Genomic DNA, 24,264 nt, shown 5'->3' with positions numbered 1-24,264 from the left:
ATGTCCGGGGCTTTCTTTTTGGTATCAGAGTGTTAGCCCTGCATTTTTACATATCGCTTTTTTATCTTGACCTTCCAGTTGCTGGAAGGTCTATCGTGCCCCATATCTTGTAATAACCCCTTTTTGAGGTGCGTGATATGGATCGCCGAACAGACGAGTACGATACCGCAGCAGGCGGTGGGGCATCCGTGCAGCCGACTGCCAATACCAGCGAAGTAAACCTCGAGATCGAAGGCATGACCTGTGCAAACTGCGCAGGCCGCGTTGAAAAGGCCATTGCTGGTCTCGATGGTGTTTCTGATGTCACCGTGAACTTTGCACTTAACAGCGCAAATGTGCATTTTGACGACAGCAAGCTTGATACATCCAAAATCGCCGAGGCAGTCGCGGATTCAGGCTATAGCGTCGTGACCCAGCAGTTTTCCTTTGATGTCGATGGCATGACATGCGCGAACTGTGCCTTGCGGGTTGAAAAGGCACTTTCGGCATTGCCGGGCGTCACCACGGCAAGTGTCAATTTCGCGCTGGAACGTGCCGATATCTCGGCCCTGTCGGGCAAGGTCAACGATGCCATCGCGATCAAGGCGATTGAGGATGCCGGCTATCACGCAACGTCACGCAACAAATCCGGATCCGAAGACGGTGACGCAGACGAAGCGGCACGCAACGAGAAGAAACAGGACAAATCCCTGATCCTTCTTGCGGTATCGGCATTGCTGACCGCACCATTGGTTTTGCAGATGGTCTGGATGAACCTTGGTGTTTCCTATCATCTGCCGGCATGGGTTGAACTTGTACTTGCGACCCCGGTTCAGTTCTATATTGGTGCGCGCTTCTATCAGGGGGCATATGCGGCCCTGCGCCATCGCAGTGCCAACATGGATGTGCTGGTCGCACTCGGGACATCGGCGGCCTATTTCCTCAGCCTCTATAACATGCTGACGGCCAATGCCGGGCAGACCCATCTTTATTTCGAAGCATCGGCTGCGATCATTACCCTGATCCTTGCGGGTAAAATCATGGAAGAACGCGCCAAACGCGGGGCATCAGCGGCCATTCGTGAGTTGATGGCGCTGCGTCCACGTCGTGCGCGCAAGGTGGTCGCGGGCGAAGGCGAACAGGATGTTGCGATTGAAAGCCTTATGGTCGGCGATATCGTTCGCGTCCTGCCGGGCGAACGTGTGCCGGTCGATGGCAAGGTTCATGCCGGTGAAAGTGAACTTGATGAAAGCCTGATCACCGGGGAAACCCGGCCCGTGGCACGTGTTAGTGGCGATACGGTCGTTGGTGGCGCGGTGAATGGCACCGGACGTCTTGATATCGAAGTCAGTGCGGTTGGCGATGATACGACGCTGTCGCGCATCATTCGCCTGGTTGAAAAGGCTCAGACCGGCAAGGCGCCGGTGCAGAAGCTTGTCGACCGGGTATCGGCCGTGTTCGTGCCGATTGTGGTTGTCATTGCACTGCTGACCTTGGCCGCCTGGTTGTTTACCGGCTTTGGCGCAGAGGCATCCATCGTTGCCGCCGTCTCCGTGTTGGTGATTGCATGTCCTTGTGCGCTTGGTCTGGCGACGCCGACTGCGCTGGTGGCCGGTACCGGCAGTGCTGCGCGCAACGGCATCCTGATCCGTAATTTCGAGGCGCTTGAACAGGCCCATAATGTCGATACCGTCATCTTTGATAAAACCGGCACCCTGACGGAAGGTACGCCGACCGTGCGCGATATCTGCCCGGTTGAGGGTGTTGACCGTAATGAGTTGCTGCGCCTGACAGCAGCCGTTCAGGCCGCCAGTGAACATCCCCTGGCGCGTGCAGTTGTCTCGATTGCCAAGGATGAAGGTGTGTCGCTGCCTGATATCGATAACTTCAAGGGCAAAACCGGTGCCGGTGTCATGGCCGATGTTGAAAAGCACAAGATCGCCATCGGCAGCGAAGCCTTGCTGAGTGATCTTGATATTGCAGGTCCGCCGCAGGATCTGGCAAAGGACATCAAGAAGCACGAAGGCGAAGGCAGAACCGTTATTCTGGTTGCGATTGATGGCAAGTTTGCAGGGTACCTGACACTTGAGGATCGCATTCGCGAAGGTGCCAAACAGGCGATTGCCGATCTGAAGGCACGCGGTATTTCATCGATCATGTTGTCGGGTGACAGTCAGGATGTCGCAAGCCACGTGGCACGCGAACTTGGTCTGGAACGCGGCGAAGGTCGTATTCGCCCGCAAGACAAGGCACGTGAAGTCGAAAAACTCCGCAAGGAAGGCCGTCATGTCGCCATGGTTGGTGACGGCATCAATGATGCCCCGGCACTGGCCGCGGCCGATGTCGGTATTGCCATGGGCGGTGGCACCGATGTTGCCATGGAAACGGCTGGCATCACCCTGATGCGGTCTGATCCGGCACTTGTGTCTGCCGCGATTGATATTTCGATCGCCACCCGTCGCAAGATCGCACAGAACCTGTTCTGGGCCTTTGCCTATAACGTGGTGGGTGTTCCGTTGGCAGCATTCGGTGTTCTGAGCCCGGCGATTGCCGGTGCGGCGATGGCGCTCAGCTCCGTCTCGGTTGTTGGTAACTCGCTGACATTGCGGCGCTGGACAGTCCGGAAATAGGAGAGGGCGATGAACATTTCTGATGCCGCGACTGAATGTGGACTTCCGGCGAAAACCATCCGTTATTACGAGGATATCGGTCTGGTTTCGCCGGGGCGCCTGGCCAACGGGTATCGCGACTATGATGAAAACGATCTGCACAAATTGCGGTTTCTGCAACGTGCCCGCGGGCTGGGGTTTTCGGTCGAAGACTGCCGGGTGTTGCTGTCACTTTACGAGGACCGCAACCGTGCCTCTTCCGATGTAAAGGAAATTGCTAAAACCCATCTGGCAGAGATCGAACGCAAGATCGCCGAACTTCAAAGCCTGCGCGATACATTGTCTGATCTGGTGCAGTCCTGTCACGGCGATGATCGTCCGAACTGCCCGATCATCAATGATCTCGCCCGCAAGGTATGATCCCGAAACCCAAAAGAATGAGAGAGCACATTGAAGAATAAAGGTGTTATGGCGCTTGGCGCCCTTATCGGTGCGGCGATTATGTATGGCATCGTCACATTCTTTGGCCCGGACGGGATCACGGATCAGGATGTCTCGTTGCGTCCTGATGATCTGCAACTGGTGGCGCGGGGCAAGAAAATCTATGACGCAAATTGTGCGTCCTGCCATGGTGCCAGACTTGAGGGCGAAGCCAATTGGCGTGAACGCGGTCCTGACGGTTTGCTTCCGGCGCCACCCCACGACGAAACCGGCCATACCTGGCATCATCCCGATCAGGTGTTGTTTGAACTGACCAAGTACGGACCGGCGGCGATGGCCGGGGGCGATTATAAATCGGCCATGCAGGGATATGAGGGCGTGCTAAGCGACGAGGAAATCATTGCCAGCCTGTCTTACATCAAAAGCCGCTGGCCCAAGGACGTCATCGCGCGGCACGACCAGATCAATCAATCTGCGGCCCAGTAAGGCCTTGAAATCAAAAGACCCGCCTTGGACATGTCCGGGCGGGTCTTTTGATAAACAGAGTTAACGATATCAGGTTACGGCCGGGGCAGGGTAATGCGCACGGTCGTACCCTTGCCAAGATCGCTTTCGATACTAAGTCGACCGCCATGCAGTTCGACCAGAAGCTTGGCCAGCGGCAGGCCAAGACCGGTGCCGACACTTTCCTTCACCCCGGATGGATGAAGCTGCGAGAATCGGGCCAGCGCACGGGGAATGTCATTCGGGCTCATGCCGACACCATTATCCTCGATCGCAAAACTCACGTCTTCGTCGGTTGTGGTCAGTCCGATGCGGATCTTGCCGTGTTCGGGCGTGAATTTTGCCGCGTTACTCAGGATATTGATCAGGATCTGTTTGAGTTTCAGCTTGTCACACAGCATCGATACCGGCTGATCCGGCAGATCAAATTGCAATTGATGGCTGCGACGCGAAATATCATCCCCGACAAGCCGGGCGGCATCGCGTATCACCGAACCAAGATCAGCCTCTTCAAGCTGCAAGGTCATGGAACCGGCCGAGAGCTTTGACACGTCCAAAACATTATTGACCAGTTCAAGCAGATGCTTGCCCGCCTCGTAAACGTCGCGGCCGCATTCGCGATACCCGTCAGGCAGATCGCCAAGAACCCCATGCGCAATCAGTTCGGAGTTGCCGATAATCGCATTAAGCGGTGTGCGCAATTCATGGCCCATATTGGCGATAAAGTCGGATTTTGACGCGTTGGCATCCGACTGATTGCGGTTTTGCTCCATCAAGGTACGTTCGGCCTGTGCCTGACGGTCATTTTCAAGCAATGTCATCAGCACCGCGGTGCGCGTTTCATTGTTCTGGCAGTATTCAAGCGGCGCGATGGAAAGGTCGCAGACATGGCTTTCCTTGGCAGCACCGACCAGAATGATATCGCCGCGCCAAGTCCGGCCCGAAGAAAACACATCTTCGATATCGCTCATCAGACCTTTGGAAATGAAACCGGCCTTGCGGCCAAGCATGCGATCACGCGAAACGCCGATCAAACGCGCGATGGCCTCGTTACATTGCATGACGATGCCGTTGCGGTCGCAAATGACGGCGGCATAGGGCAGGGCGTTCAGAACAACCTGGTCGGCCAATGGCACATTGGTTGAACCAATTGGTGTGTTGCTGGTCATGTCAGCCCGTGATCCCATAATAATCAGGTCGTCCGCTAAAAGCGGTCGATACCCAGCCCCGTCAGAGAGATGTCAGGGGTCTTGTCGCTGATGAGATCGGCGACTGCTTTTGCTGATCCGCAACTCATCGTCCAACCCAACGTCCCATGCCCCGTATTAAGGTATAGATTAGCATACTTCGTATCCCCAAGAACAGGGGCAGAATCCGGCGTTACCGGCCGCAAACCCGACCAGAAATCGATGCTGGAGCGATCACCTGAATTCGGGAATAATTCCAGTGCTTTATCAACGATAAGTTTTTGGCGGCGTAGCGACATCCGAAGGTTATAGCCATCAAGCTCCGCTGTGCCTGCAACTCGAAGGTGTGTGCCGAGGCGCGAATACACCATTTTCACGCTATCATCGATCAGGGCCGTTTCGGGTGCCCCGGAATAGCCTGTGGTATCGATGCTGATCGAGTATCCCTTGCACGGATAAATCGGCAGTTTAATGCCAAGCGGGGCCAGCATCAGCGGGCTGTAGCTGCCCAGACAGACCAGAAAGGCATCCGCATGGATGTCACCCTTGTCAGTTTGAACACAGGTGATCTTTCCCTGATCGTGCACAAGGCCGGTGATGTTGGTGTTGAAGTGGAATGCGGCACCCTTGGCGATGCAATGTTCGCTCAGACATTCGGTGAATTTACGCGCATCACCGCTTTCATCATCGGGGGTAAAGCTGCCGCCAATGATCGGTGCTGTGGCATCACGCAAGGCCGGTTCGATGTTAAGACATTCTTGGGGCGAGACAAGTCGACGTTTAAGCCCGTATTCCTGCATCTGGGCGGTGGCCTTTTCGACCGCGACCATGTCCTGCTCAGTGCGGCAGATATGCAGAATACCGCGTGTGCTATGATCGTATTCAAGATCAAGCTCGTCGCGAAGCGCACGCAGACAATCGCGGCTATAGATCGCAACGCGAAGCGCCTTTTCCAGATTGATCCTGGCCCGTGCATCGGTGCAGTTGCGCAAGAACCGCAAGCCCCATGAAAACAGCTGCGGGTCAAAGCGCATCCGAAACAGAAGCGGTGCTTCTTCCCGGCCAAGCCAGCCCAGGATTTGCTTGGGCGTGGATGCATTCGCCCAGGGTGTGGCGTGACAGGCGGAAATCTGACCGCCATTGGCAAAGCTTGTTTCCTGCGCGCTGGCATGCCGGCGATCAACGACCGTAACCTGATGACCATTTTGCAAAAGATACCAGGCCGCCGTTGTCCCGATGACCCCGGCGCCCATGACGACTACATGCATGCGGGCAAAGCCTTGCTGCGGAAAGTTTAGTTTTGCGGTCTGATGGTCAGCCTTTCTGCCAACTATCCGACATGCGAATTTCGCTGCACTATAGTGGGGTGAAATTTAAATGGCTACAGTCGACTGGACCTGTTTTAAATGCTGTCTTGATGCACAACGCAGACCGGAAGTTCACGACAAGGATGACGGGGTGAAATGTTTGAAATCCTGACAACCGATCAAATGTACGAAGCAGACCGCCGCACGATCGAAGGCGGCATTCCCGGCGACGTTTTGATGCAGAATGCCGGTCGCGCCGTGTTTGAGGAAATCATCCGTCACTGGTCGCCACGTTCCGTATCGGTGTTGTGTGGCCCCGGCAACAACGGTGGTGATGGTTTTGCCATCGCCAAGCTTCTGCGCGATGAAGGCTGGTCGGTGCGCTTGGGTCTGATGGGCGATGTGGCTGATCTTAAAGGTGACGCAGCCCTGCATGCCGCCCGCTGGGAAGGGGCGACCGAACTTCTTTCACCCGCCCTTGTTGTCGGCGCGGATCTGGTGGTCGATTGCATTTTCGGGGCCGGACTTGCGCGCGCCATCACCGGCGATGTTGCCGAACTTGTCACCACAATCAATTCAAGCCCGTGCAGCGTTGTTGCGGTCGATGTGCCATCGGGTGTCGATGGCAATTCCGGCATGGTTCTGGGTGTCGCCGTCAAGGCCGACCTGACCGTGACGTTTTGTCGCGCGAAGCCCGGGCACTATCTTTTGCCGGGTCGTTTGATGTGCGGTGAACTGGCCGTACGCGATATCGGCATCACCGATCAGACGGTGCTTGATATTGCGCCGGCCTGCTGGCGAAACGATCCGGTTTTGTGGCGGGCTGGCATCCATTGGCCGGGGCTTGAAGGCCACAAATACCATCGCGGGCATCTTTTGGCCTTTGGTGGCGCTACCATGACCGGGGCAACCCGCCTTGTGGCGCGTGCCGCACGCCGATCCGGTGTGGGGCTTCTGACCATCGTGGCAGATGCGCAGGCGTTGCCGATCTACGCATCCGATGCGCCGGGCAACATGACCGCCCCGATGTCTGCGTTTGATGCGCTTGTGAATGACTGTCGTCATAATGCCTTTGTCATCGGGCCGGGATTTGGGGTTGGTGATGATACCCGTGCCCTTGTTCTGAAACTTTTGCATCTGTGCCGGGCGACGGTGCTTGATGCCGATGCACTCACAAGCTTTGCAGAAGATCCGTCTACCTTGTGCTTTGCCGTACAAGGCCCGACCGTCCTGACCCCGCACGAGGGCGAATTTGCCCGCCTGTTTCCCGATATCACCGGTGACAAGCTGTGTCGGGCACGCGCAGCGGCCAAACGCTGTAGCGCAACTGTCCTGATCAAGGGGGCTGATACGGTGATTGCTGCCCCCGACGGGCGGGCAGCAATCAGTGCGGTCGATGTGCCTTGGCTGGCAACTGCAGGATCGGGTGATGTGTTGGCCGGGATCATTGGTGGGTTGATGGCGCAAGGCATGGACAGTTTTGACGCCGCCTGCATGGGGGTATGGCTTCATGCACGAAGCGGGGCGGATATTGGGCCGGGACTGATCGCTGAAGACATCCCGGAACATCTTCCGGCTGTCTTGCGCGAACTGTGGCTGGCGTCACGTAAAAAGGCATGACGTGAAATAAGGTGAATAAGAAGTCGCCGCAGCCGCTGGCACTTACGGTATAATCACCCGATATAAAAACGGTATGGCGTGATGGGATAGAACATCACGCATTGAGGAAACAATTTGAAGTTCTTCTGATATCGGAGTGGGAGACAGGCATGTCTCAGACGTTTCTCGACAGAACCCTTGATAATCTTCGCGGCGCTTGGCGCGAACTGCGCGATAGCCCAGTGGTGCGTGGCCTTGGTTTTGATGAAAGCCAGACCCGCCAGGACCGTTGGCGCGAACAGATCGCCGATTGTCTGGCAAGGCGCGGTGGGGCGGTATCGGCCCGTGCGCGTGCAGCCGCGCTTGGACATGATTTCTTACGTCTTGATGATGCGGGAAAACGTGAATTCCTGCATCTTCTGGTCAATGAATTCGGTGTGGATCGCGACCGTGTTGCGGCTGTGATGGCCGATTGGACGGCGGCTGATGATCTGGCAGAACAGGCATTGCTTGAAACCGAACTGCGTGCCGCACTGGTGCCGCCATTTCGTTTGATCCTCAAGGAATTCAATTCGTTACCACAAGGTGTGAAGTTCCTGGTTGATCTGCGCGCCGATCTTTTGCGCTGGCGCAAGGAGGCCCCGGGACTTGCCATTCTGGAACGTGATCTCAAGACATTGCTGGCAAGCTGGTTTGATATCGGCTTTCTGGAACTGAGCCGCATCACATGGAATTCACCTGCCGCACTACTTGAAAAACTGATCGCCTATGAAGCGGTTCACGCCATTCAAAGCTGGGATGACCTTAAACGTCGACTGGCGTCGGACCGGCGGTGTTTTGCCTTTTTCCATCCCGGTATGCCGGACGAGCCGCTTATTTTCGTGGAAGTTGCACTTGTGAACGGCATTGCAGGCAACGTCGATGAACTGATCGAAAGCAAGGATGACGATTTGGGCGCCACGGAAAAGGCGCCCAAAAGCGAAACGAAGCCCGACACGGCGATCTTCTATTCTATTTCGAACGCGCAGGCCGGATTGGCGGGAATCAGCTTTGGCGACTTCCTGATCAAACGGGTGGTCGCCCAATTGCAACGTGATCTGCCGCATCTCAAACAATTTTCTACCCTGTCGCCGATACCGGCACTGCGCAGCTGGATGGACCGGCAGCTTGATACCATGGCCAAGGGGGAGGAAACCGGACTGCCCAAGGCGATTGAGGCCGCCTTGACCGATTGCGATGACTTGCTGGGGCCGAAACCACCCGCGACCAGCCCGGACGAAGTTTCCGAGCGCACGCGGGCAAATATCGAGTACCTGACGGCGTGGTATCTTTTGAATGCCAAGCGTCCCGGCATGGATACCGCCTTTGATCCGGTCGCGCATTTTCATCTGAGCAACGGTGCGCGGGTTGAACGACTGAACTGGAACGGCAATGCCAAGGAAAATGGCTGGAACCAGTCATTCGGGATGATGGTGAACTATCTCTATGACCTTTCGACCATCGAAAAAAATCACGAAAGTTACGTCGGGCAGGGCAAAATTGCGGTTTCCAGTGCCGTAAAACGTCATTTCCGCTAGGGTTGCGTTACCTGAAATCGGCTGATTGCCGTCGATTTAGGCCCTGTTTGATGGATATTTTCGACAAGATTGCGTTTGTCGAAAAGGCGATGCTTGCATGAGGGGATCGAAGTTTGTATTAAGGCGCACTCATTCCGGTGTGACCGGAGTGATTTCTATGCTTGTGTGCGGGTGTGGCGGAACTGGTAGACGCGCTGGATTTAGGTTCCAGTGGAGCAATCCGTGGGGGTTCGAGTCCCTTCACCCGTACCATAAGCAGGCCGAAAATTTGACCGGGTACCATATTCGTTTAGTCGTATTGACTTTCTGACGTCCGGACTGCGTCGCGTAACGGACATTATTCGAACCAAGCAAAAGAGTTATCTATGCAGGTTACTGAAACCAAAAACGAAGGCCTGGCGCGCGAGTTCAAAGTCGTCGTGCCCGCCGCACATATCGAAGAAAAAGTCGTCGCCAAACTTGACGAGATCAAGGATCAGGTTCGCCTGCCGGGCTTCCGTCCGGGCAAGATTCCGGCGAAACTCCTGCGTCAGCGTTACGGCCAGGCCGTCATGGGCGAAGTCCTTGAAGCCGCTGTTAACGAAAACACCGGCAAGGTTCTGAACGACAATGACCTGCGCCCGGCTGTTCAGCCGAAAATCGAAGTCACCAAATTCGATGAAGGCGGCGATCTGGAATTCGACATCGCAGTCGAAATCATCCCGGCCATCGAAGCAATGGACTTCAAAAAGCTGAAGCTGACCCGTGAAGTTGTTGAACTTGACGACAGCAAGGTGAACGAAACCCTCGATCGCATCGCATCCGCACAGGGTACGACCGCACCGCTCGCACGTAAGCGCAAGTCCAAAGCCGGTGACGTTGTTGTTATCGACTTCCTGGGCAAAATTGACGGTGAAGCGTTCGAAGGCGGCAAAGCCGAAGATTACGAACTCGAACTCGGTTCGGGTTCCTTCATCGAAGGTTTCGAAGATCAGCTGACCGGTGTGAACGCTGGTGACGAAGTCGTCGTCAAAGTGAAATTCCCGGAAGCTTACGGTGCTGCCGAACTCGCAGGCAAAGACGCTGAGTTCGACGTAACCGTCAAGGAAATCAAGGAAAAGAAACCGGCTGAGCTGGATGATGAACTGGCCAAGAAACTCGGTCAGGACAGCCTTGAGTCCCTTAAGGAAGCGATCCGCAAGGACTTTGGGCGCGAATACGAATCGGTTTCCCGTCAGAAAATGAAGCGTCAGCTTCTTGACGCGCTGGCTGAAAACCACAGCTTCGAACTGCCGAAGTCGCTTGTTGAAAACGAACTCGAAGGCATCATTGGCCAGATCAAACAGGCCCGTGAAGCTGGACAGGAAGACGACGAAACCAAAGGCAAGTCCGAAGAAGAGCTGACCGAAGAGTTCCGCGAAATCGCAGAACGTCGCGTTCTTCTGGGTCTTCTGCTTGCAGAAGTCGGCCGTGAGAATGAGATCCAGGTCACTCAGGAAGACGTCAACAAGGTCCTCGTTGCCGAAGCCCAGAAATATCCGGGTCAGGAACAGCAGGTTATCGAATTCTATAAAAATAACCCGCAGGCCTTGCAGGCGCTTCAGGGCCCTGTATATGAAGACAAGGTCGTTGATTACATCGTCGAACTCGCCAAGGTAGAAGAAAAAACCGTTTCGGTTGAAGACCTTCTGAAGCCGGAAGAGGAAGACGAAGCTCCGAAGAAGAAATCGGCTGCTAAGAAAGCACCGGCGAAAAAGGACGCAGAGAAAAAGGCTCCGGCTAAAAAAGCCCCGGCCAAGAAAGCTGCAGCCAAAAAGCCGGCCGCTAAAAAAGCTGCTGACAAATCCGAAGACAAGTAATCCGGCCGGACACGGTTTAGGATCATGCAGGGAGATTGCAGTTGATGATTGAAGAACGGATGAATTCGCTTGTACCGATGGTCGTTGAACAGACCAGCCGTGGCGAGCGTGCCTATGACATCTTTTCGCGCCTTCTTAAGGAGCGCATCGTTTTCATCAACGGTCAGGTCCATGACGGCATGTCGTCACTGATCTGTGCGCAGTTGCTGCATCTCGAATCGGAAAATCCGGATAAGGATATCTCGCTTTACATCAACTCACCGGGCGGTGTTGTGACCTCGGGTCTCGCCATCTATGACACCATGCAGTACATCCGTTGCGATGTCTCCACGGTGTGCATGGGGCAGGCGGCATCCATGGGCTCGCTGCTTCTGATGGCCGGTGCAAAAGGCAAGCGTTACTGCCTGCCCAATGCACGCGTCATGATCCACCAGCCGTCAGGCGGCTTCCAGGGTCAGGCATCGGACATCGAAATTCATGCCCGTGAAATTCTGGCTCTGCGTCAGCGTCTTAACGAGATCTATGTCGAACATACCGGCCGCGATCTCAAGACCATCGAAGACGCAATGGAGCGTGATAACTTCCTCACCCCTGATCAGGCCAAGGAATTTGGTCTGATCGACGAGGTCGTTACATCGCGTCCGAAGCCGGAAAGTGATGAAAAGAAAGACTGATCACTCAGGTGTGATTGGTGGAAACGCCCCGGTGATCGGCCGGGGCGTTTTTTTATGTCTTGCCTCATGGCAGTTTTAAGTCATAGACAAGAGTATGTGCAGGCTTGGGCGTTATTGTTCGGAACTTGCTGGCCGCCCGAACGTTTGGGTGATTAATGCAAGGGGTTTCGCAACCAAGATAGCGAACCCATATCAAACATGACGCCATAAAGCCGAAAAGCGCAGATTAAACGTTGAGATCGGTATCGTTTACCGGCTAACATGGCGATAAAAGATAACGTCAAACGTAATTGGGGTTTGTATGAGCAAATCGAATAGCGGGGACTCCAAGAACACTCTGTACTGTTCTTTCTGTGGAAAGAGCCAGCACGAGGTTCGCAAGCTCATCGCCGGTCCAACCGTGTTCATCTGTGATGAATGCGTAGAGCTTTGCATGGACATCATCCGCGAAGAGCACAAAACACATCTCGTCAAATCGGCAGACGGGGTGCCTTCTCCGCAAGAGATTTGCAAGGTCCTTGATGACTATGTCATCGGTCAGGGCCATGCGAAGAAAGTTCTCTCGGTCGCGGTTCACAACCATTACAAGCGCCTGCACCATTCCAGCAAGAATGAAGACATCGAGCTGGCAAAATCGAACATCATGCTGGTCGGTCCGACCGGTTGCGGTAAAACGCTTCTGGCCCAGACCCTGGCACGTATTCTTGATGTGCCGTTCACCATGGCAGATGCCACCACCCTGACCGAAGCCGGTTATGTGGGTGAGGATGTCGAAAACATCATTCTCAAGCTGCTGCAGGCTGCTGACTACAATGTCGAGCGGGCCCAGCGCGGCATCGTCTATATCGACGAAGTCGACAAGATTTCGCGCAAGTCTGACAACCCGTCTATCACCCGTGATGTTTCGGGCGAGGGCGTGCAGCAGGCATTGCTCAAGATCATGGAAGGCACTGTTGCTTCCGTTCCGCCGCAGGGCGGCCGGAAACATCCGCAACAGGAATTCCTGCAGGTCGACACCACCAATATCCTGTTCATCGTCGGCGGTGCGTTCGCTGGCCTGGACAAGGTGATTTCCCAGCGTGGCAGGGGCAGCGCAATCGGCTTTGGTGCCGATGTCCGTGGCCCTGATGAACGCCGTGCGGGTGATGTTCTGCGCGAAGTCGAGCCGGAAGATCTTTTGAAGTTCGGTCTTATCCCGGAATTCATTGGTCGTCTGCCGGTTCTGGCAACGCTCGAAGACCTCGACAACGAAGCTCTGGTCCAGATTTTGACCGAGCCGAAAAACGCACTGATCAAGCAGTATCAGCGCCTGTTCGATATGGAAGACGTGAAACTCACCTTCCAGACAGATGCGCTCAAGGCGATTGCCGACAAGGCAATTGAACGCAAGACCGGTGCGCGTGGTTTGCGCTCGATCATGGAAGGCATCCTGCTTGAAACCATGTTCGATCTGCCGACCATGGAAAGTGTCGAGGAAATCGTCATCAACGCTGACGTCGTTAATGGAAAGGCAAAGCCGTTGCTGATCCATGCAGAACGTCGTGAAGGTGTTGAAAATACTGCCTGAACGTAATTCCCGCACCGGCAACTATTGCGGTGCGGGAAATCCGGATTATCTAACGATTATCTAAAACATGTTCGCGTTGCTGGCGGGGCCTATGGCAGGACCGCACAGCAGCGTTACGGCTCAGAGTAGGGAAAGAACATAATGGTCGAATTGGCGCGTGGCGAAATATACCCGGTGCTGCCGTTGCGTGACATTGTCGTGTTCCCGCACATGATTGTTCCGCTGTTTGTCGGACGTGAAAAATCGGTGCGTGCACTCGAAGATGTGATGCGCGAAGACAAGCAGATCCTGCTTGTCACCCAGAAAGACGCCGGTCTCGATGACCCGGCTGTCGAAGATCTCTATGAAATTGGTACTGTCGCAACTGTCTTGCAGCTTCTCAAGCTGCCGGACGGAACCGTCAAGGTATTGGTTGAAGGCGGAAAACGTGCCGAAATTACCGGCTACGTTGATAATCCGGAATTCTTCCAGGCCTATGGCTCGGTGCGTGAAGACAGTGACGAGGATGACAGCGAACTCGAAGCGCTGGCCCGTTCTGTCGTCACCCAGTTCGAACAGTACATCAAGCTGAATAAGAAAATTCCGCCTGAAGTTCTGGTGTCGGTCAATCAGATCGAAGAACCGGCCAAGCTTGCCGACACGGTGGCATCCCACCTGTCGCTCAAGATTTCCGAAAAGCAGGAATTGCTGGAAACCAAGCTGGTTGGCGATCGTCTGGAACGTATTTTCGGCTTCATGGAATCCGAAATTGGCGTGTTGCAGGTTGAAAAGAAGATCCGCAACCGCGTCAAACGCCAGATGGAGAAAACCCAGCGCGAGTACTATCTGAATGAACAGCTCAAAGCCATTCAGAAGGAACTGGGCGAGGGCGAAGACGGCAAGGATGAAGCTTCTGAAATCGAAGAGAAGCTGAACAAGGCCAAAATGCCCAAGGAAGCCAAGGAAAAGGCACAGGCAGAACTCAAGAAACTGCGCAATATGAGCCCGATGTCGGCAGAAGCCACCGTGGTGCGCAACTATCTTGACTGGATGGTGTCCATTCCGTGGAACAAGCGTTCGCGTGTTTCCCATGACCTGAAAAAGGCCAAGAAGGTGCTCGACAAGGAGCATTACGGTCTGGAAAAGGTCAAGGAACGCATCCTTGAATATCTTGCGGTTCAGGCGCGTACCAAAAAGGTCAAAGGTCCGATCCTTTGCCTTGTTGGTCCTCCCGGTGTTGGTAAAACCTCGCTTGGCAAGTCCATGGCCAATGCGACCGGGCGTAGCTTTGTGCGCATGTCACTCGGTGGGGTTCGCGATGAATCCGAAATCCGCGGTCACCGCCGGACCTATATCGGGTCCATGCCGGGCAAGATTGTCCAGGGCATGAAAAAGGCGAAATATTCCAACCCGCTCTTCCTTCTCGACGAGATCGAAAAGATGGGGTCGGACTTCCGCGGCGATCCGGCCTCGGCTCTGCTTGAGGTATTGGATCCGGAACAGAACTCGACCTTTAACGATCACTATCTCGAAGTCGATTACGATCTTTCGGATGTGATGTTTGTCACCACGGCCAACTCGCTTCGCATGCAGCAGCCGCTGCTTGATCGTATGGAAGTCATCCGGATTTCCGGTTACACCGAAGACGAGAAAGTCGAGATCGCCAAACGTCACCTCATTCCCAAGCAGGTCAAGGATAACGGCCTGAAGAAGGGGGAATGGAGCATCTCGGACGAGGCACTTCGTGATCTGATCCGCTATTACACCCGTGAAGCCGGTGTGCGTAGCCTCGAACGTGAATTGGCCAAGCTGGCCCGTAAGGCGACCAAGCGTATCATGCTTGAAAACCTGAAAACGGTTCGTGTCACCCCGCGGACACTTGGCAAATATGCCGGTATCCGCAAGTTCCGCTTCGGCGAGACCGAGGGTGAAGATCAGGTCGGTGTTGTCACCGGTCTTGCCTATACCGAGTTCGGTGGTGATCTGCTTCAGATCGAATCTGTTACCGTCCCGGGCAAGGGCAACATGAAAACCACCGGTAAACTCGGTGAAGTCATGACGGAATCTATTCAGGCGGCGACCTCGTTTGTCCGTTCGCGTGCGGTTGATTTCGGGATCAAGCCAACCTTGTTCCAGAAACGTGACATCCACGTTCACGTGCCAGAAGGCGCCACCCCCAAAGACGGCCCGTCGGCCGGTGTTGGCATGGTGACTTCGGTTGTTTCGGTTCTGACCGGCAACCCGGTGCGCAAGGACGTTGCGATGACCGGCGAAGTCACGCTGCGTGGCCGTGTGCTTGCGATTGGCGGTTTGAAAGAAAAGCTCTTGGCTGCGTTGCGCGGCGGGGTGAAAACCGTTCTGATCCCGCAGGAAAACGAAAAGGATCTCGAAGAGATTCCGGACAATGTCAAACGCGGCATGGAAATCATTCCTGTGTCGCATGTTGACGAAGTTCTGAGCCACGCCTTGGTCAATCCGCTTGTCCCGATTGAGTGGGAAGAAGAGGTTGATGACGTTGCTGTCAAATCCAAGGACGGCGAAGAATCGGAAATCGGCGGCGTGACGACTCACTAGGGATCGTTAGAACGCGCAGAAAACAAGGGGGCCGACACTGTCGGCCCCCTTTTTCTGTGGATAACTTTGCCCAAGAATCGGCGCAGGAACATGTCGGGATTGGTGTAAAGCGCAAAAAATCGAAAAAAACGTCAAAAACCGCAGAAAACTGCGTCTCTCGCATTGACGAGCTGTTTGCGACCTGCTTACACTGCCCATGCAACAGGTTTGGGGCAAACCAAATTTCCTCATAACTCCGAACGTCCAAACAAGGGGGCCAGGAAGTGAATAAAAACGATCTCGTTGGAAGTGTAGCTGCTAAAGCTGATCTGTCCAAAGCTGACGCTGCCAAGGCAGTAGACGCTGTTTTCGATTCCATCACCGATTCTCTGAAATCCGGCGACGAAGTTCGTCTGGTTGGTTTCGGTACCTTCGCTGTCGCTGCTCGCGCTGCTTCAAAAGGTCGCAACCCGCGCACCGGTGAAGAAATCGACATCCCGGCATCGAAACAGCCGAAGTTCAAGGCTGGTAAAGGCCTTAAGGACGCCGTCAACTAAGTTTGACGATGTTCAGCTAAAAAATGCCGGTGACTTGTGTCACCGGCATTGCTTTTTGGAAAATCCATGCTATGTTCCGCTCCGCTTCGGGGCAATGGACCCCAAGAAGACGGGTGATTAGCTCAGCTGGTTAGAGCATCTCGTTTACACCGAGAGGGTCGGGAGTTCGAATCTCTCATCACCCACCATGATAAAGGCAGCCCTAAAGGCTGCCTTTTTTCTTTTCCCGATATTTGCGAATCATCCTGCCCAAGTTTGGCATTTCAGAGCCGCTTCACGCATGTGTCATGTGCCTGAAAATACGGGGAAATCATGCTGTTTTGGCTGGCTTGGGTTGAGCATTTGCCAAAGATAATCCGCCCTCAAATAGAAGTTACATTTTTATGCAAAACTGGCATTGCTTTTTGGGGAAACCATGGTAAGTTCCGCCCGCTTCCGCAGAACAGCGCGGTTTGCAAAAGGGTGATTAGCTCAGCTGGTTAGAGCATCTCGTTTACACCGAGAGGGTCGGGAGTTCGAATCTCTCATCACCCACCATGATAAAGGCAGCCCTAAAGGCTGCCTTTTTTCGTTTCCGGATTTTGCGTATCCCGACGCCTTGTAAGCAGTTGCTTTGCTTCCCCATATCGTCCTTCGGACAGGGGTTTGTATAAGTTGACGCTTGGTCGGCGGACAGGCACAGTTGATGCCATGGTCAAGAGAATCGGAACCTTCAAGATGAACAGTAATCCGGCCTGCCATCCGTCTGGCCCTGAGCGTAACAGCCTTGTCACAATGCCAAAGCGCTTTGCGCGTCAAACGTGGTCGATATGCCGACAGGTTCTGATCGTTCTGTGTCTGCCGGTAATGCTTGCCAGTTGCTATCTACCGGAGGCCTTCACCATTGATCTGTCCATGGAGCGTAATGGCGACTATCGCCTGAGCTACCGTGGTTTGCTGGTACAGCCAAACATTACCCAAGGCCTTCTGGACAAGAGCCTGGATGCGGAGGGTGAAAAGGAAAAGGTCGCCAAGGTTCTGGCAGATCTCAAGCGCGATTCGGCTGTAAGACAGCTGACCTATACCGGGCGCGGTGTGTTTAACATGGTCTATGAAAAGCGTGGCAACATCATGCGCGAAAAAAGCTTCGTCTTTGTCCGCCGGCAATCGCGCATACTGGAAATGTTCTTTAATTCCGAAAGAAACACCGTTGAAATTCGGGGCGGCTTTGTCCCGGATCAGTATCAGGACCGCCTGACGGCACTCGGCTACCAGATGACCGGCAAGATCGAGGTTCGCACGACCGCAGGGGTACGCAGCCACAACGCGGCAGAATTCCGTGAAATCAACGGTCAGAACCGCTTGCGCTGGGAAATTCAGTCGATCTCTGATCCGGTCCCTAACGTCATTCTGGGCTAGGGCAGGGTCGTTTGGCTTAGCACGGGGTATTTCCCATCTAGTCGCGCCTGACGAACGAAAAAAGGGACAGCATTGGCTGTCCCTTTGGTGTTTGTGCAGTTGCGGTATTTTGGTGGGGGCTAGAAGACCATTTCGTCTTCGGCACCGCCTTCGGAAATGACGATCTGGCCCTGTGCGGCCAGTTCCTTGGCCAGCTGGACGATCATCATCTGCGACTCTTCGACGTCGGACAGACGAACCGGGCCAAGCGCGTCCATATCTTCCTTCATCATCTTGCCGGCACGCTCGGACATGTTCTTGAAGAACAGGTCGCGCATCTGATCGGTCGAGCCTTTCAGGGCCAGGGCAAGCTTGTCCTTTTCGACCTGACGCAGCAGCGTCTGAACGCCGTTGTTGTCAAGCCGCGCAAGGTCTTCGAAGGTGAACATAAGCGCCTTGATCTTCTCGGCCGAATCACGGTTACGTTCTTCAAGCGCAGTGAGAAATCTGTCCTGACTTTGGCGGTCCAGGCTGTTGAAGATATCCGCCATTAATTCGTGGTTATCACCGCGCGAACCGCGCGCAAGGTTCGACATGAACTCGGTGCGCAGCGTCTTTTCAATGTTATCGAGAACTTCTTTCTGAACCGCTTCCATGCGCAACATACGCATGATGACTTCCATCGAGAAGTTTTCCGGCAAAAGCGAGAGAACCGACGCAGAATGTGCGGGTTTGAGTTTGGACAGAACCACACCGACGGTCTGGGGATATTCGTTTTTAAGGTAGTTCGCCAGAACCGCTTCGTTCACGTTGTTCAGCTTGTCCCACATGGTACGACCCGCAGGACCGCGGATCTCTTCCATGATGCCGTTCACGCGGTCTTCGGGCAGAACCTTGGAAAGCAGGCGTTCGGTGGTATCAAACGAACCGACCAGTGACCCGGTTGAAGACAGCTGGTCAGCGAATTCGACGAAAAGGCGCTCAACGATATTAGAGTTGATCGTACCCAGGCTCGACATGGTTTGGGAAATCTCTTTGATTTCCTCATCATCCATCATGCTGAACATCTTGGTTGCGTGCTCTTCCCCAAGAGCAAGCATGAGAATCGCTGCCTTTTCAGGTCCGGCCAGTGATCTGTATTCTTCTTTTACGCGCCCCACGGGTGGTCTTCTCCGTCGTAATGACTCTGTTCGGGGTGGAACCTGACGCCCGAACCTGCCTCTATCGCACCGTAAGATAGGGGTTATTTGTCAACAATTCTATAAAAGCCGACACCCCTTTGCAAAGCCCCATCGGTATAAAGCGCCCTAAATGTACAAAATTGATTAATGCCGTACAATTTCGGGGCCAAATTACCCCGCAAAGGGTGATGTTTGCGGGCGCAATTGTCGAATGGGTTGAAATCGTTGCTAGCTGCTTGACTTGGTTTGGGGGGTGGTCTAACAAAGGCGCGCCGATTGATGGTCATTTTGCGGGCGTAGCTCAGTTGGTTAGAGCGCCGGCCTGTCACGCCGGAGGCCGCGAGTTCAAGTCTCGTCGCTCGCGCCATGATCCATCATCTGTTGTCTTTTTTAGGGCGAATTGTCTTTTCCGCGGTCGCCTTTTCTTGTGTTGCTAATGCTGCTTCGCACGATTGGGTCTTGATCATCTCGACGTCCAGCCCGATATCGGACGATAGTAAACGGTAAAAAGATTAGAAAGTTTCCGGTCTTAGAGCATGTTCAACGTGCTTGGGGACTGGAACTTGTGCGGTGCATACGTTATGGTGCGCCGTAATTGGCCAGGTGGGGACCTGGTCGGGTCAAAAGGCCTGTTCTTGAGAGGTCAGAGAGATGCAAGAGCTTCTTTCGGAATATCTTCCGATCCTGGTGTTCATCGGGATCGCCGTCGGTCTTTCGGCGGTAATCGTCATCGCGTCGCTGGTTCTTGCCAAGCAGGCACCGGATGTTGAGAAACTGTCCGCATACGAATGCGGGTTTGCGCCGTTCGAAGACGCGCGCATCAAGTTCGACGTTCGGTTCTATCTGGTCGCAATCTTGTTCATTATTTTCGACCTCGAAGTCGCCTTCCTGTTCCCGTGGGCTGTAACCCTCGGTGATATCGGAACATTCGGCTTTGTATCGATGGTGATCTTCCTGGCTGTTTTGACGGTCGGCTTTATCTACGAATGGAAGAAGGGAGCTTTGGAATGGGAGTGAGCACCAACTCAGGCGCACCCCTGGCACCCGGTTCGGATCAGGATGCAATGCTTAAGGGCGTGTTTGACGAGATGAACGACAAGGGCTTTGTCCTTGCCAATCTCGATAAACTCGCAAGCTGGGCAAGCACCGGTTCCTTGTGGCCGATGACTTTCGGTCTGGCCTGCTGTGCTGTTGAGATGATGCATTCGGCGGCGTCGCGTTATGACCTTGACCGTTATGGTCTGGTTTTCCGCCCAAGCCCGCGTCAGTCGGACGTGATGATCGTTGCTGGTACCCTGACCAACAAAATGGCCCCGGCACTGCGTAAGGTCTATGACCAGATGGCAGAGCCGCGTTGGGTTATTTCGATGGGCTCGTGCGCCAATGGCGGCGGTTACTATCACTATTCTTATTCGGTGGTACGCGGTTGTGATCGCGTTGTGCCGGTGGACGTATACGTTCCCGGGTGCCCGCCGACAGCCGAAGCGCTGATTTATGGCGTGATGCAGCTGCAAAAGAAAATCCGCCGTACCGGTGTCCTGACACGCTGATCCGTAATAGGGGGCTTGCATGAGCGAACTGCTCAGCGATAACAGCGCTGCTTTGAAAGATCTGAAAGATCTGGTGGCGTCACAGCTGGCCAACGAAATTCTCGAAAGCGAGATTCGTTACGGCGAGCTGACCATCGTCGCCAAGCGCGATGATATCCTTAAAGTTCTGACCTTCCTTCGGGATGATACCGGCTGCTTGTTCAAGCAGCTGATTGATGTTTGTGGTGCAGACTACCCGGAACGCATCGAGCGTTTCGACGTCGTTTATCACCTGCTGTCTCTCAAGCATAACCTGCGCATTCGTGTGAAGGTCCGTACTGACGAAGACACCCCGGTACCAAGCTGTGTTTCGCTGTTCAGCGCCGCCGACTGGTTCGAGCGCGAAGCGTGGGACATGTACGGTATCTTCTTCGCCGGTCATCCGGATCCCCGCCGTATTCTGACCGATTACGGTTTTGAAGGTCATCCGCTGCGCAAGGACTTCCCGCTGACCGGGTATGTCGAAGTGCGTTATGACGACGAACAGAAGCGTGTTGTCTACGAGCCGGTCAAACTGGTTCAGGATTTCCGTAATTTCGATTTCGAAAGCCCATGGGAAGGCATCCAGCATGTTCTTCCGGGTGATGAAAAGGCGGAGGGCAACGCCTGATGTCCGAACAAAAAATCAAAAACATGACCATGAACTTCGGCCCGCAGCACCCTGCGGCGCACGGCGTTCTGCGTTTGGTTCTGGAAATGGACGGCGAAGTCGTCGAACGTTCCGACCCGCATATTGGTCTTCTGCACCGTGGTACGGAAAAGCTGATCGAATATAAGACCTATATTCAGGCAACTCCGTATTTCGACCGTCTCGACTATGTCGCACCGATGAACCAGGAACATGCATATTGCCTGGCCATCGAAAAGCTGATGGGCGTCGAAGTGCCCAAGCGTGCGCAGTATATCCGTGTTCTTTATGCGGAAATCGGTCGTATCCTGAACCACATTCTGAACCTGACCGCGTTCGCGCTGGACGTTGGTGCGATGACCCCGCTTCTGTGGGGCTTTGAAGAACGTGAAAAGCTCATGGAATTCTATGAGCGCGCCTGTGGCGCCCGTCTTCACGCCAACTACTTCCGTCCGGGTGGCGTTGCTGCCGATCTTCCGGCAGGCTTGCTTGATGATATCGACGCATGGGCAGACCAGTACGAAATCTTTATGAAAGACTTCGACCGCGTCCTGACCGGCAACCGTATCTTCAAACAGCGTACGGTCGATATAGGTATCGTCAGTGCCGAAGAGGCCCTTGATTGGGGCTTCACCGGTCCGAACATCCGTGCATCGGGTCTGGCGTGGGATCTGCGTAAATCGCAGCCTTATGACTCGTACGAAGAATTCGACTTCGACATTCCTGTCGGCAAGAACGGCGATTGCTATGACCGCTTCCTTGTCCGTTTCGAGGAAATGTGGCAGTCGCTGAAAATCATCAAGCAGGCCATCAAAAATATGCCGGATGGTCCTGTCATTGTTGAAAACAACAAAGTGGCACCGCCGTCGCGCGCCGAAATGAAGCGTTCGATGGAAGCCCTTATTCACCACTTCAAACTCTTCACCGAAGGTTTCCACGTACCGGCCGGCGAATGCTATGCCGCGGTCGAGGCACCGAAAGGCGAGTTTGGTGTGTATCTTGTTTCGGATGGCTCGAACCGTCCGTATCGCTGCAAAATCCGCGCCCCGGGGTTCCCGCACCTCCAAGGCATCGACTTCATGTCCAAAGGTCACATGCTGGCCGACGTCGTTGCCAATATCGGGTCGCTAGATATCGTGTTCGGTGAGATTGACCGATGAGCCATTTGAGAAGACCAGCTCCGAAAGAGCTTCAGCCGACCAGCTTTGCTTTCACGCCTGAAAATCAGGAAAAAGCAAAGAAGATCATCGCCAAGTATCCGGAAGGCCGCCAGCAGAGCGCGGTCATGCCGCTGCTTGATCTGGCACAGCGTCAGACCGAAGGTAACTGGGTTCCGACCGTCGCAATGGATTACATTGCCGACATGCTCGAAATGCCGGCCATCCGCGTCTACGAGGTCGCAACCTTCTATACGATGTATAACCTTGCCCCGGTGGGTAAGAACTTCATCCAGGTTTGCACCACAACGCCGTGCTGGCTTCGCGGTTCTGCCGACGTTGTCGATACCTGCAAAAAGGAACTCGGCATCGGCGTTGGTGAAACCACCGAAGACGGTCAGTTCACCATGATCGAAGTCGAATGCCTTGGTGCGTGTGTCAACGCACCGATGATGCAGATCAACGACGATTATTACGAAGACCTGACGCCGGAAACGACCAAGGCCATCCTCGATGCCCTCAAAAAGGGCGAGAAGCCGAAAGCCGGTCCGCAGAGCGGCCGCAAAGGGTGCGAGCCGATCGATGGTCCGAAGGTTCTGAAGGCATTCTGTGGCTGCGGCGCAGCCCCGCAGGATGCTGATGCAAGCGAAGGGGACGCCTGATATGCTGCAGGATAAGGATCGTATCTTTACCAACCTGTATGGTTTCCAGGATTTCGGCCTTAAAGGCGCGCAGTCCCGTGGTAACTGGGATGGTACCAAGGCATTGATCGAAAAAGGCCGCGACTGGATCATCGACGAGATGAAAGCATCCGGTATGCGTGGTCGTGGGGGCGCTGGCTTCCCGACCGGCCTGAAATGGTCCTTCATGCCCAAGGAATCTGATGGTCGTCCGAGCTACCTGGTTGTGAACGCCGACGAAGGCGAGCCGGGTACCTGTAAAGACCGCGAAATCATGCGCAATGATCCGCACACCCTGGTCGAAGGTTGCCTTCTGGCCAGCTTCGCGATGAATGCGCATGCGGCCTATATCTATATCCGTGGTGAGTTCTATCACGAGGCATCCAACCTGCAGCGCGCGATTGACGAGGCTTATGAAGCCGGTTTGATCGGTAAAAACGCCTGTGGTTCTGGTTGGGACTTTGACCTTTACCTGCATCTTGGTGCTGGTGCTTACATCTGTGGCGAAGAAACCGCCCTGATCGAAAGCCTGGAAGGTAAAAAAGGCCAGCCGCGCCTGAAACCGCCGTTCCCGGCGAACGCAGGCCTTTATGGTTGCCCGACCACGGTCAACAACGTTGAATCGATTGCGGCTGTTCCGACCATTCTGCGTCGTGGCGGTTCGTGGTTCGCCGGTTTTGGCCGCGAAAACAACCACGGCACCAAGTTGTTTGCCATTTCCGGTCACGTCGAAAAGCCGTGCACTGTCGAAGAAGCCATGAGCATCCCGCTCAAGGAACTGATCGAAAAGCATTGCGGCGGCGTTCGCGGCGGCTGGGACAACCTTCTTGCGGTTATTCCGGGCGGTTCGTCTGTTCCGCTGATGCCCAAAGACGTCTGTGATGACGTTCTTATGGACTTTGATGGCCTGCGTGAAGTCGGCTCCGGTCTTGGGACCGCTGCTGTCATCGTCATGGACAAGTCAACTGACATTGTCTACGCGATCGCGCGTCTGTCGGAATTCTACAAGCATGAAAGCTGTGGCCAGTGCACGCCGTGCCGTGAAGGTACCGGCTGGATGATGCGCATGATGACGCGCATGGTTCGCGGCGAAGCCACGCTCGATGAGATTGATCTGTTGTGGGATGTGACCAAACAGGTCGAAGGCCACACCATTTGTGCGCTTGGCGATGCTGCTGCATGGCCGATTCAGGGCCTTATCCGTCACTTCCGTCCCGAAATGGAACGTCGGATCAAGGAATATCGCGCACGGATCGCGGCCTGAGAGAGGCCTGTTGAGAG

20 protein-coding genes and 4 tRNA genes are annotated in these 24,264 nt (G+C 54.6%); 21 read left to right on the top strand and 3 right to left on the bottom strand.

The features are described 5' to 3' along the window. The first annotated feature begins 137 nt into the window (after positions 1-137). Genes WBY09_RS11865 through WBY09_RS11855 form a run of 3 tightly spaced genes read left to right on the top strand, consistent with a single transcriptional unit; the run spans position 138 to position 3,515 of the window. A complete protein-coding gene (locus WBY09_RS11865) occupies positions 138-2,609 on the top strand; it encodes a heavy metal translocating P-type ATPase (protein ID WP_286791207.1) in 2,472 nt (823 codons plus the stop codon). A gap of 9 nt (positions 2,610-2,618) precedes the next feature. Then, a complete protein-coding gene (gene cueR, locus WBY09_RS11860; protein WP_286791208.1) occupies positions 2,619-3,008 on the top strand; it encodes a Cu(I)-responsive transcriptional regulator in 390 nt (129 codons plus the stop codon). A gap of 30 nt (positions 3,009-3,038) precedes the next feature. After that, positions 3,039-3,515, top strand: coding sequence for a c-type cytochrome (locus WBY09_RS11855; protein WP_286791209.1), 477 nt, complete (start codon positions 3,039-3,041; stop codon positions 3,513-3,515). 74 nt (positions 3,516-3,589) lie between these two features. On the opposite strand, the gene WBY09_RS11850 is transcribed toward WBY09_RS11855, so the two are convergent. Continuing rightward, positions 3,590-4,702 (bottom strand): sensor histidine kinase, encoded by a 1,113-nt coding sequence (locus WBY09_RS11850; protein ID WP_197147385.1) that lies wholly within the window; start codon positions 4,700-4,702, stop codon positions 3,590-3,592. Positions 4,703-4,737: 35 nt separating this feature from the next. Beyond that, positions 4,738-5,988: a D-amino acid dehydrogenase gene (locus WBY09_RS11845; protein ID WP_197147386.1), complete on the bottom strand. Its 1,251-nt coding sequence runs from the start codon at positions 5,986-5,988 to the stop codon at positions 4,738-4,740. A gap of 195 nt (positions 5,989-6,183) precedes the next feature. On the opposite strand from WBY09_RS11845, the gene WBY09_RS11840 reads away from it, so the two are divergent. The 11 genes from WBY09_RS11840 to WBY09_RS11790 all read left to right on the top strand — a co-directional run bounded on the left by WBY09_RS11840 (position 6,184) and on the right by WBY09_RS11790 (position 17,769). Beyond that, complete coding sequence (locus WBY09_RS11840) at positions 6,184-7,647, top strand: NAD(P)H-hydrate dehydratase (RefSeq protein ID WP_336232779.1); 1,464 nt, start codon at positions 6,184-6,186, stop codon at positions 7,645-7,647. A 149-nt stretch (positions 7,648-7,796) separates the two neighbouring features. Further along, positions 7,797-9,203 (top strand): malonyl-CoA decarboxylase, encoded by a 1,407-nt coding sequence (locus WBY09_RS11835; RefSeq protein WP_336232778.1) that lies wholly within the window; start codon positions 7,797-7,799, stop codon positions 9,201-9,203. Between the two features lie 167 nt (positions 9,204-9,370). Further along, a tRNA-Leu gene (locus tag WBY09_RS11830) sits at positions 9,371-9,455 on the top strand. Between the two features lie 113 nt (positions 9,456-9,568). Next, positions 9,569-11,041, top strand: a complete 1,473-nt coding sequence (tig, locus tag WBY09_RS11825; protein ID WP_336232777.1) for a trigger factor — start codon at positions 9,569-9,571, stop codon at positions 11,039-11,041. A gap of 44 nt (positions 11,042-11,085) precedes the next feature. After that, positions 11,086-11,715 carry an ATP-dependent Clp endopeptidase proteolytic subunit ClpP gene (gene clpP / locus WBY09_RS11820; protein ID WP_008891816.1) on the top strand — a complete coding sequence of 210 codons (630 nt, stop codon included), beginning with the start codon at positions 11,086-11,088 and terminating at the stop codon, positions 11,713-11,715. Positions 11,716-12,016: 301 nt separating this feature from the next. Beyond that, positions 12,017-13,282, top strand: coding sequence for an ATP-dependent Clp protease ATP-binding subunit ClpX (gene clpX / locus WBY09_RS11815; protein WP_008891815.1), 1,266 nt, complete (start codon positions 12,017-12,019; stop codon positions 13,280-13,282). Positions 13,283-13,423: 141 nt separating this feature from the next. Beyond that, positions 13,424-15,835: an endopeptidase La gene (gene lon, locus WBY09_RS11810; protein ID WP_008891814.1), complete on the top strand. Its 2,412-nt coding sequence runs from the start codon at positions 13,424-13,426 to the stop codon at positions 15,833-15,835. Positions 15,836-16,098: 263 nt separating this feature from the next. Further along, positions 16,099-16,371 (top strand): HU family DNA-binding protein, encoded by a 273-nt coding sequence (locus tag WBY09_RS11805; RefSeq protein ID WP_008891813.1) that lies wholly within the window; start codon positions 16,099-16,101, stop codon positions 16,369-16,371. A 111-nt stretch (positions 16,372-16,482) separates the two neighbouring features. After that, positions 16,483-16,559 (top strand) — tRNA-Val (locus WBY09_RS11800). A gap of 272 nt (positions 16,560-16,831) precedes the next feature. Next, a tRNA-Val gene (locus WBY09_RS11795) sits at positions 16,832-16,908 on the top strand. 180 nt (positions 16,909-17,088) lie between these two features. After that, the gene (locus tag WBY09_RS11790; protein WP_336232776.1) at positions 17,089-17,769 is read left to right on the top strand and encodes a hypothetical protein; all 681 of its coding nucleotides are present in this window, start codon (positions 17,089-17,091) and stop codon (positions 17,767-17,769) included. Between the two features lie 119 nt (positions 17,770-17,888). Here WBY09_RS11790 and fliG read toward each other — a convergent pair whose 3' ends face one another. Then, positions 17,889-18,908: a flagellar motor switch protein FliG gene (gene fliG / locus WBY09_RS11785; RefSeq protein WP_008891232.1), complete on the bottom strand. Its 1,020-nt coding sequence runs from the start codon at positions 18,906-18,908 to the stop codon at positions 17,889-17,891. 311 nt (positions 18,909-19,219) lie between these two features. Here fliG and WBY09_RS11780 point away from each other — a divergent pair. The 7 genes from WBY09_RS11780 to nuoF all read left to right on the top strand — a co-directional run bounded on the left by WBY09_RS11780 (position 19,220) and on the right by nuoF (position 24,247). After that, a tRNA-Asp gene (locus WBY09_RS11780) sits at positions 19,220-19,296 on the top strand. Between the two features lie 284 nt (positions 19,297-19,580). Beyond that, positions 19,581-19,946 (top strand): NADH-quinone oxidoreductase subunit A, encoded by a 366-nt coding sequence (locus tag WBY09_RS11775; RefSeq protein WP_008891231.1) that lies wholly within the window; start codon positions 19,581-19,583, stop codon positions 19,944-19,946. Next, complete coding sequence (locus WBY09_RS11770) at positions 19,937-20,479, top strand: NuoB/complex I 20 kDa subunit family protein (protein ID WP_040823994.1); 543 nt, start codon at positions 19,937-19,939, stop codon at positions 20,477-20,479. The genes WBY09_RS11775 and WBY09_RS11770 overlap by 10 nt, the downstream gene beginning before the upstream one ends. A gap of 19 nt (positions 20,480-20,498) precedes the next feature. Then, positions 20,499-21,128, top strand: a complete 630-nt coding sequence (locus tag WBY09_RS11765; RefSeq protein WP_008891229.1) for an NADH-quinone oxidoreductase subunit C — start codon at positions 20,499-20,501, stop codon at positions 21,126-21,128. Then, positions 21,128-22,306: an NADH-quinone oxidoreductase subunit D gene (locus WBY09_RS11760; RefSeq protein ID WP_064781505.1), complete on the top strand. Its 1,179-nt coding sequence runs from the start codon at positions 21,128-21,130 to the stop codon at positions 22,304-22,306. Before WBY09_RS11765 ends, WBY09_RS11760 begins: the two co-directional genes overlap by 1 nt. Continuing rightward, positions 22,303-22,965 (top strand): NADH-quinone oxidoreductase subunit NuoE, encoded by a 663-nt coding sequence (gene nuoE / locus WBY09_RS11755; protein WP_063089383.1) that lies wholly within the window; start codon positions 22,303-22,305, stop codon positions 22,963-22,965. The genes WBY09_RS11760 and nuoE overlap by 4 nt, the downstream gene beginning before the upstream one ends. Before the next feature lies 1 nt (position 22,966). After that, positions 22,967-24,247: an NADH-quinone oxidoreductase subunit NuoF gene (nuoF, locus tag WBY09_RS11750; protein WP_008891226.1), complete on the top strand. Its 1,281-nt coding sequence runs from the start codon at positions 22,967-22,969 to the stop codon at positions 24,245-24,247. Positions 24,248-24,264 lie beyond the last annotated feature (17 nt).

It is taken from the genome of Thalassospira sp. CH_XMU1458 (genome assembly GCF_037027205.1).
GTDB classification, from domain to species: Bacteria; Pseudomonadota; Alphaproteobacteria; order Rhodospirillales; family Thalassospiraceae; genus Thalassospira; species Thalassospira tepidiphila.
Note: the sequence above shows the minus strand (reverse complement) of the source record. Positions and strands in the feature narration are given on the sequence as shown.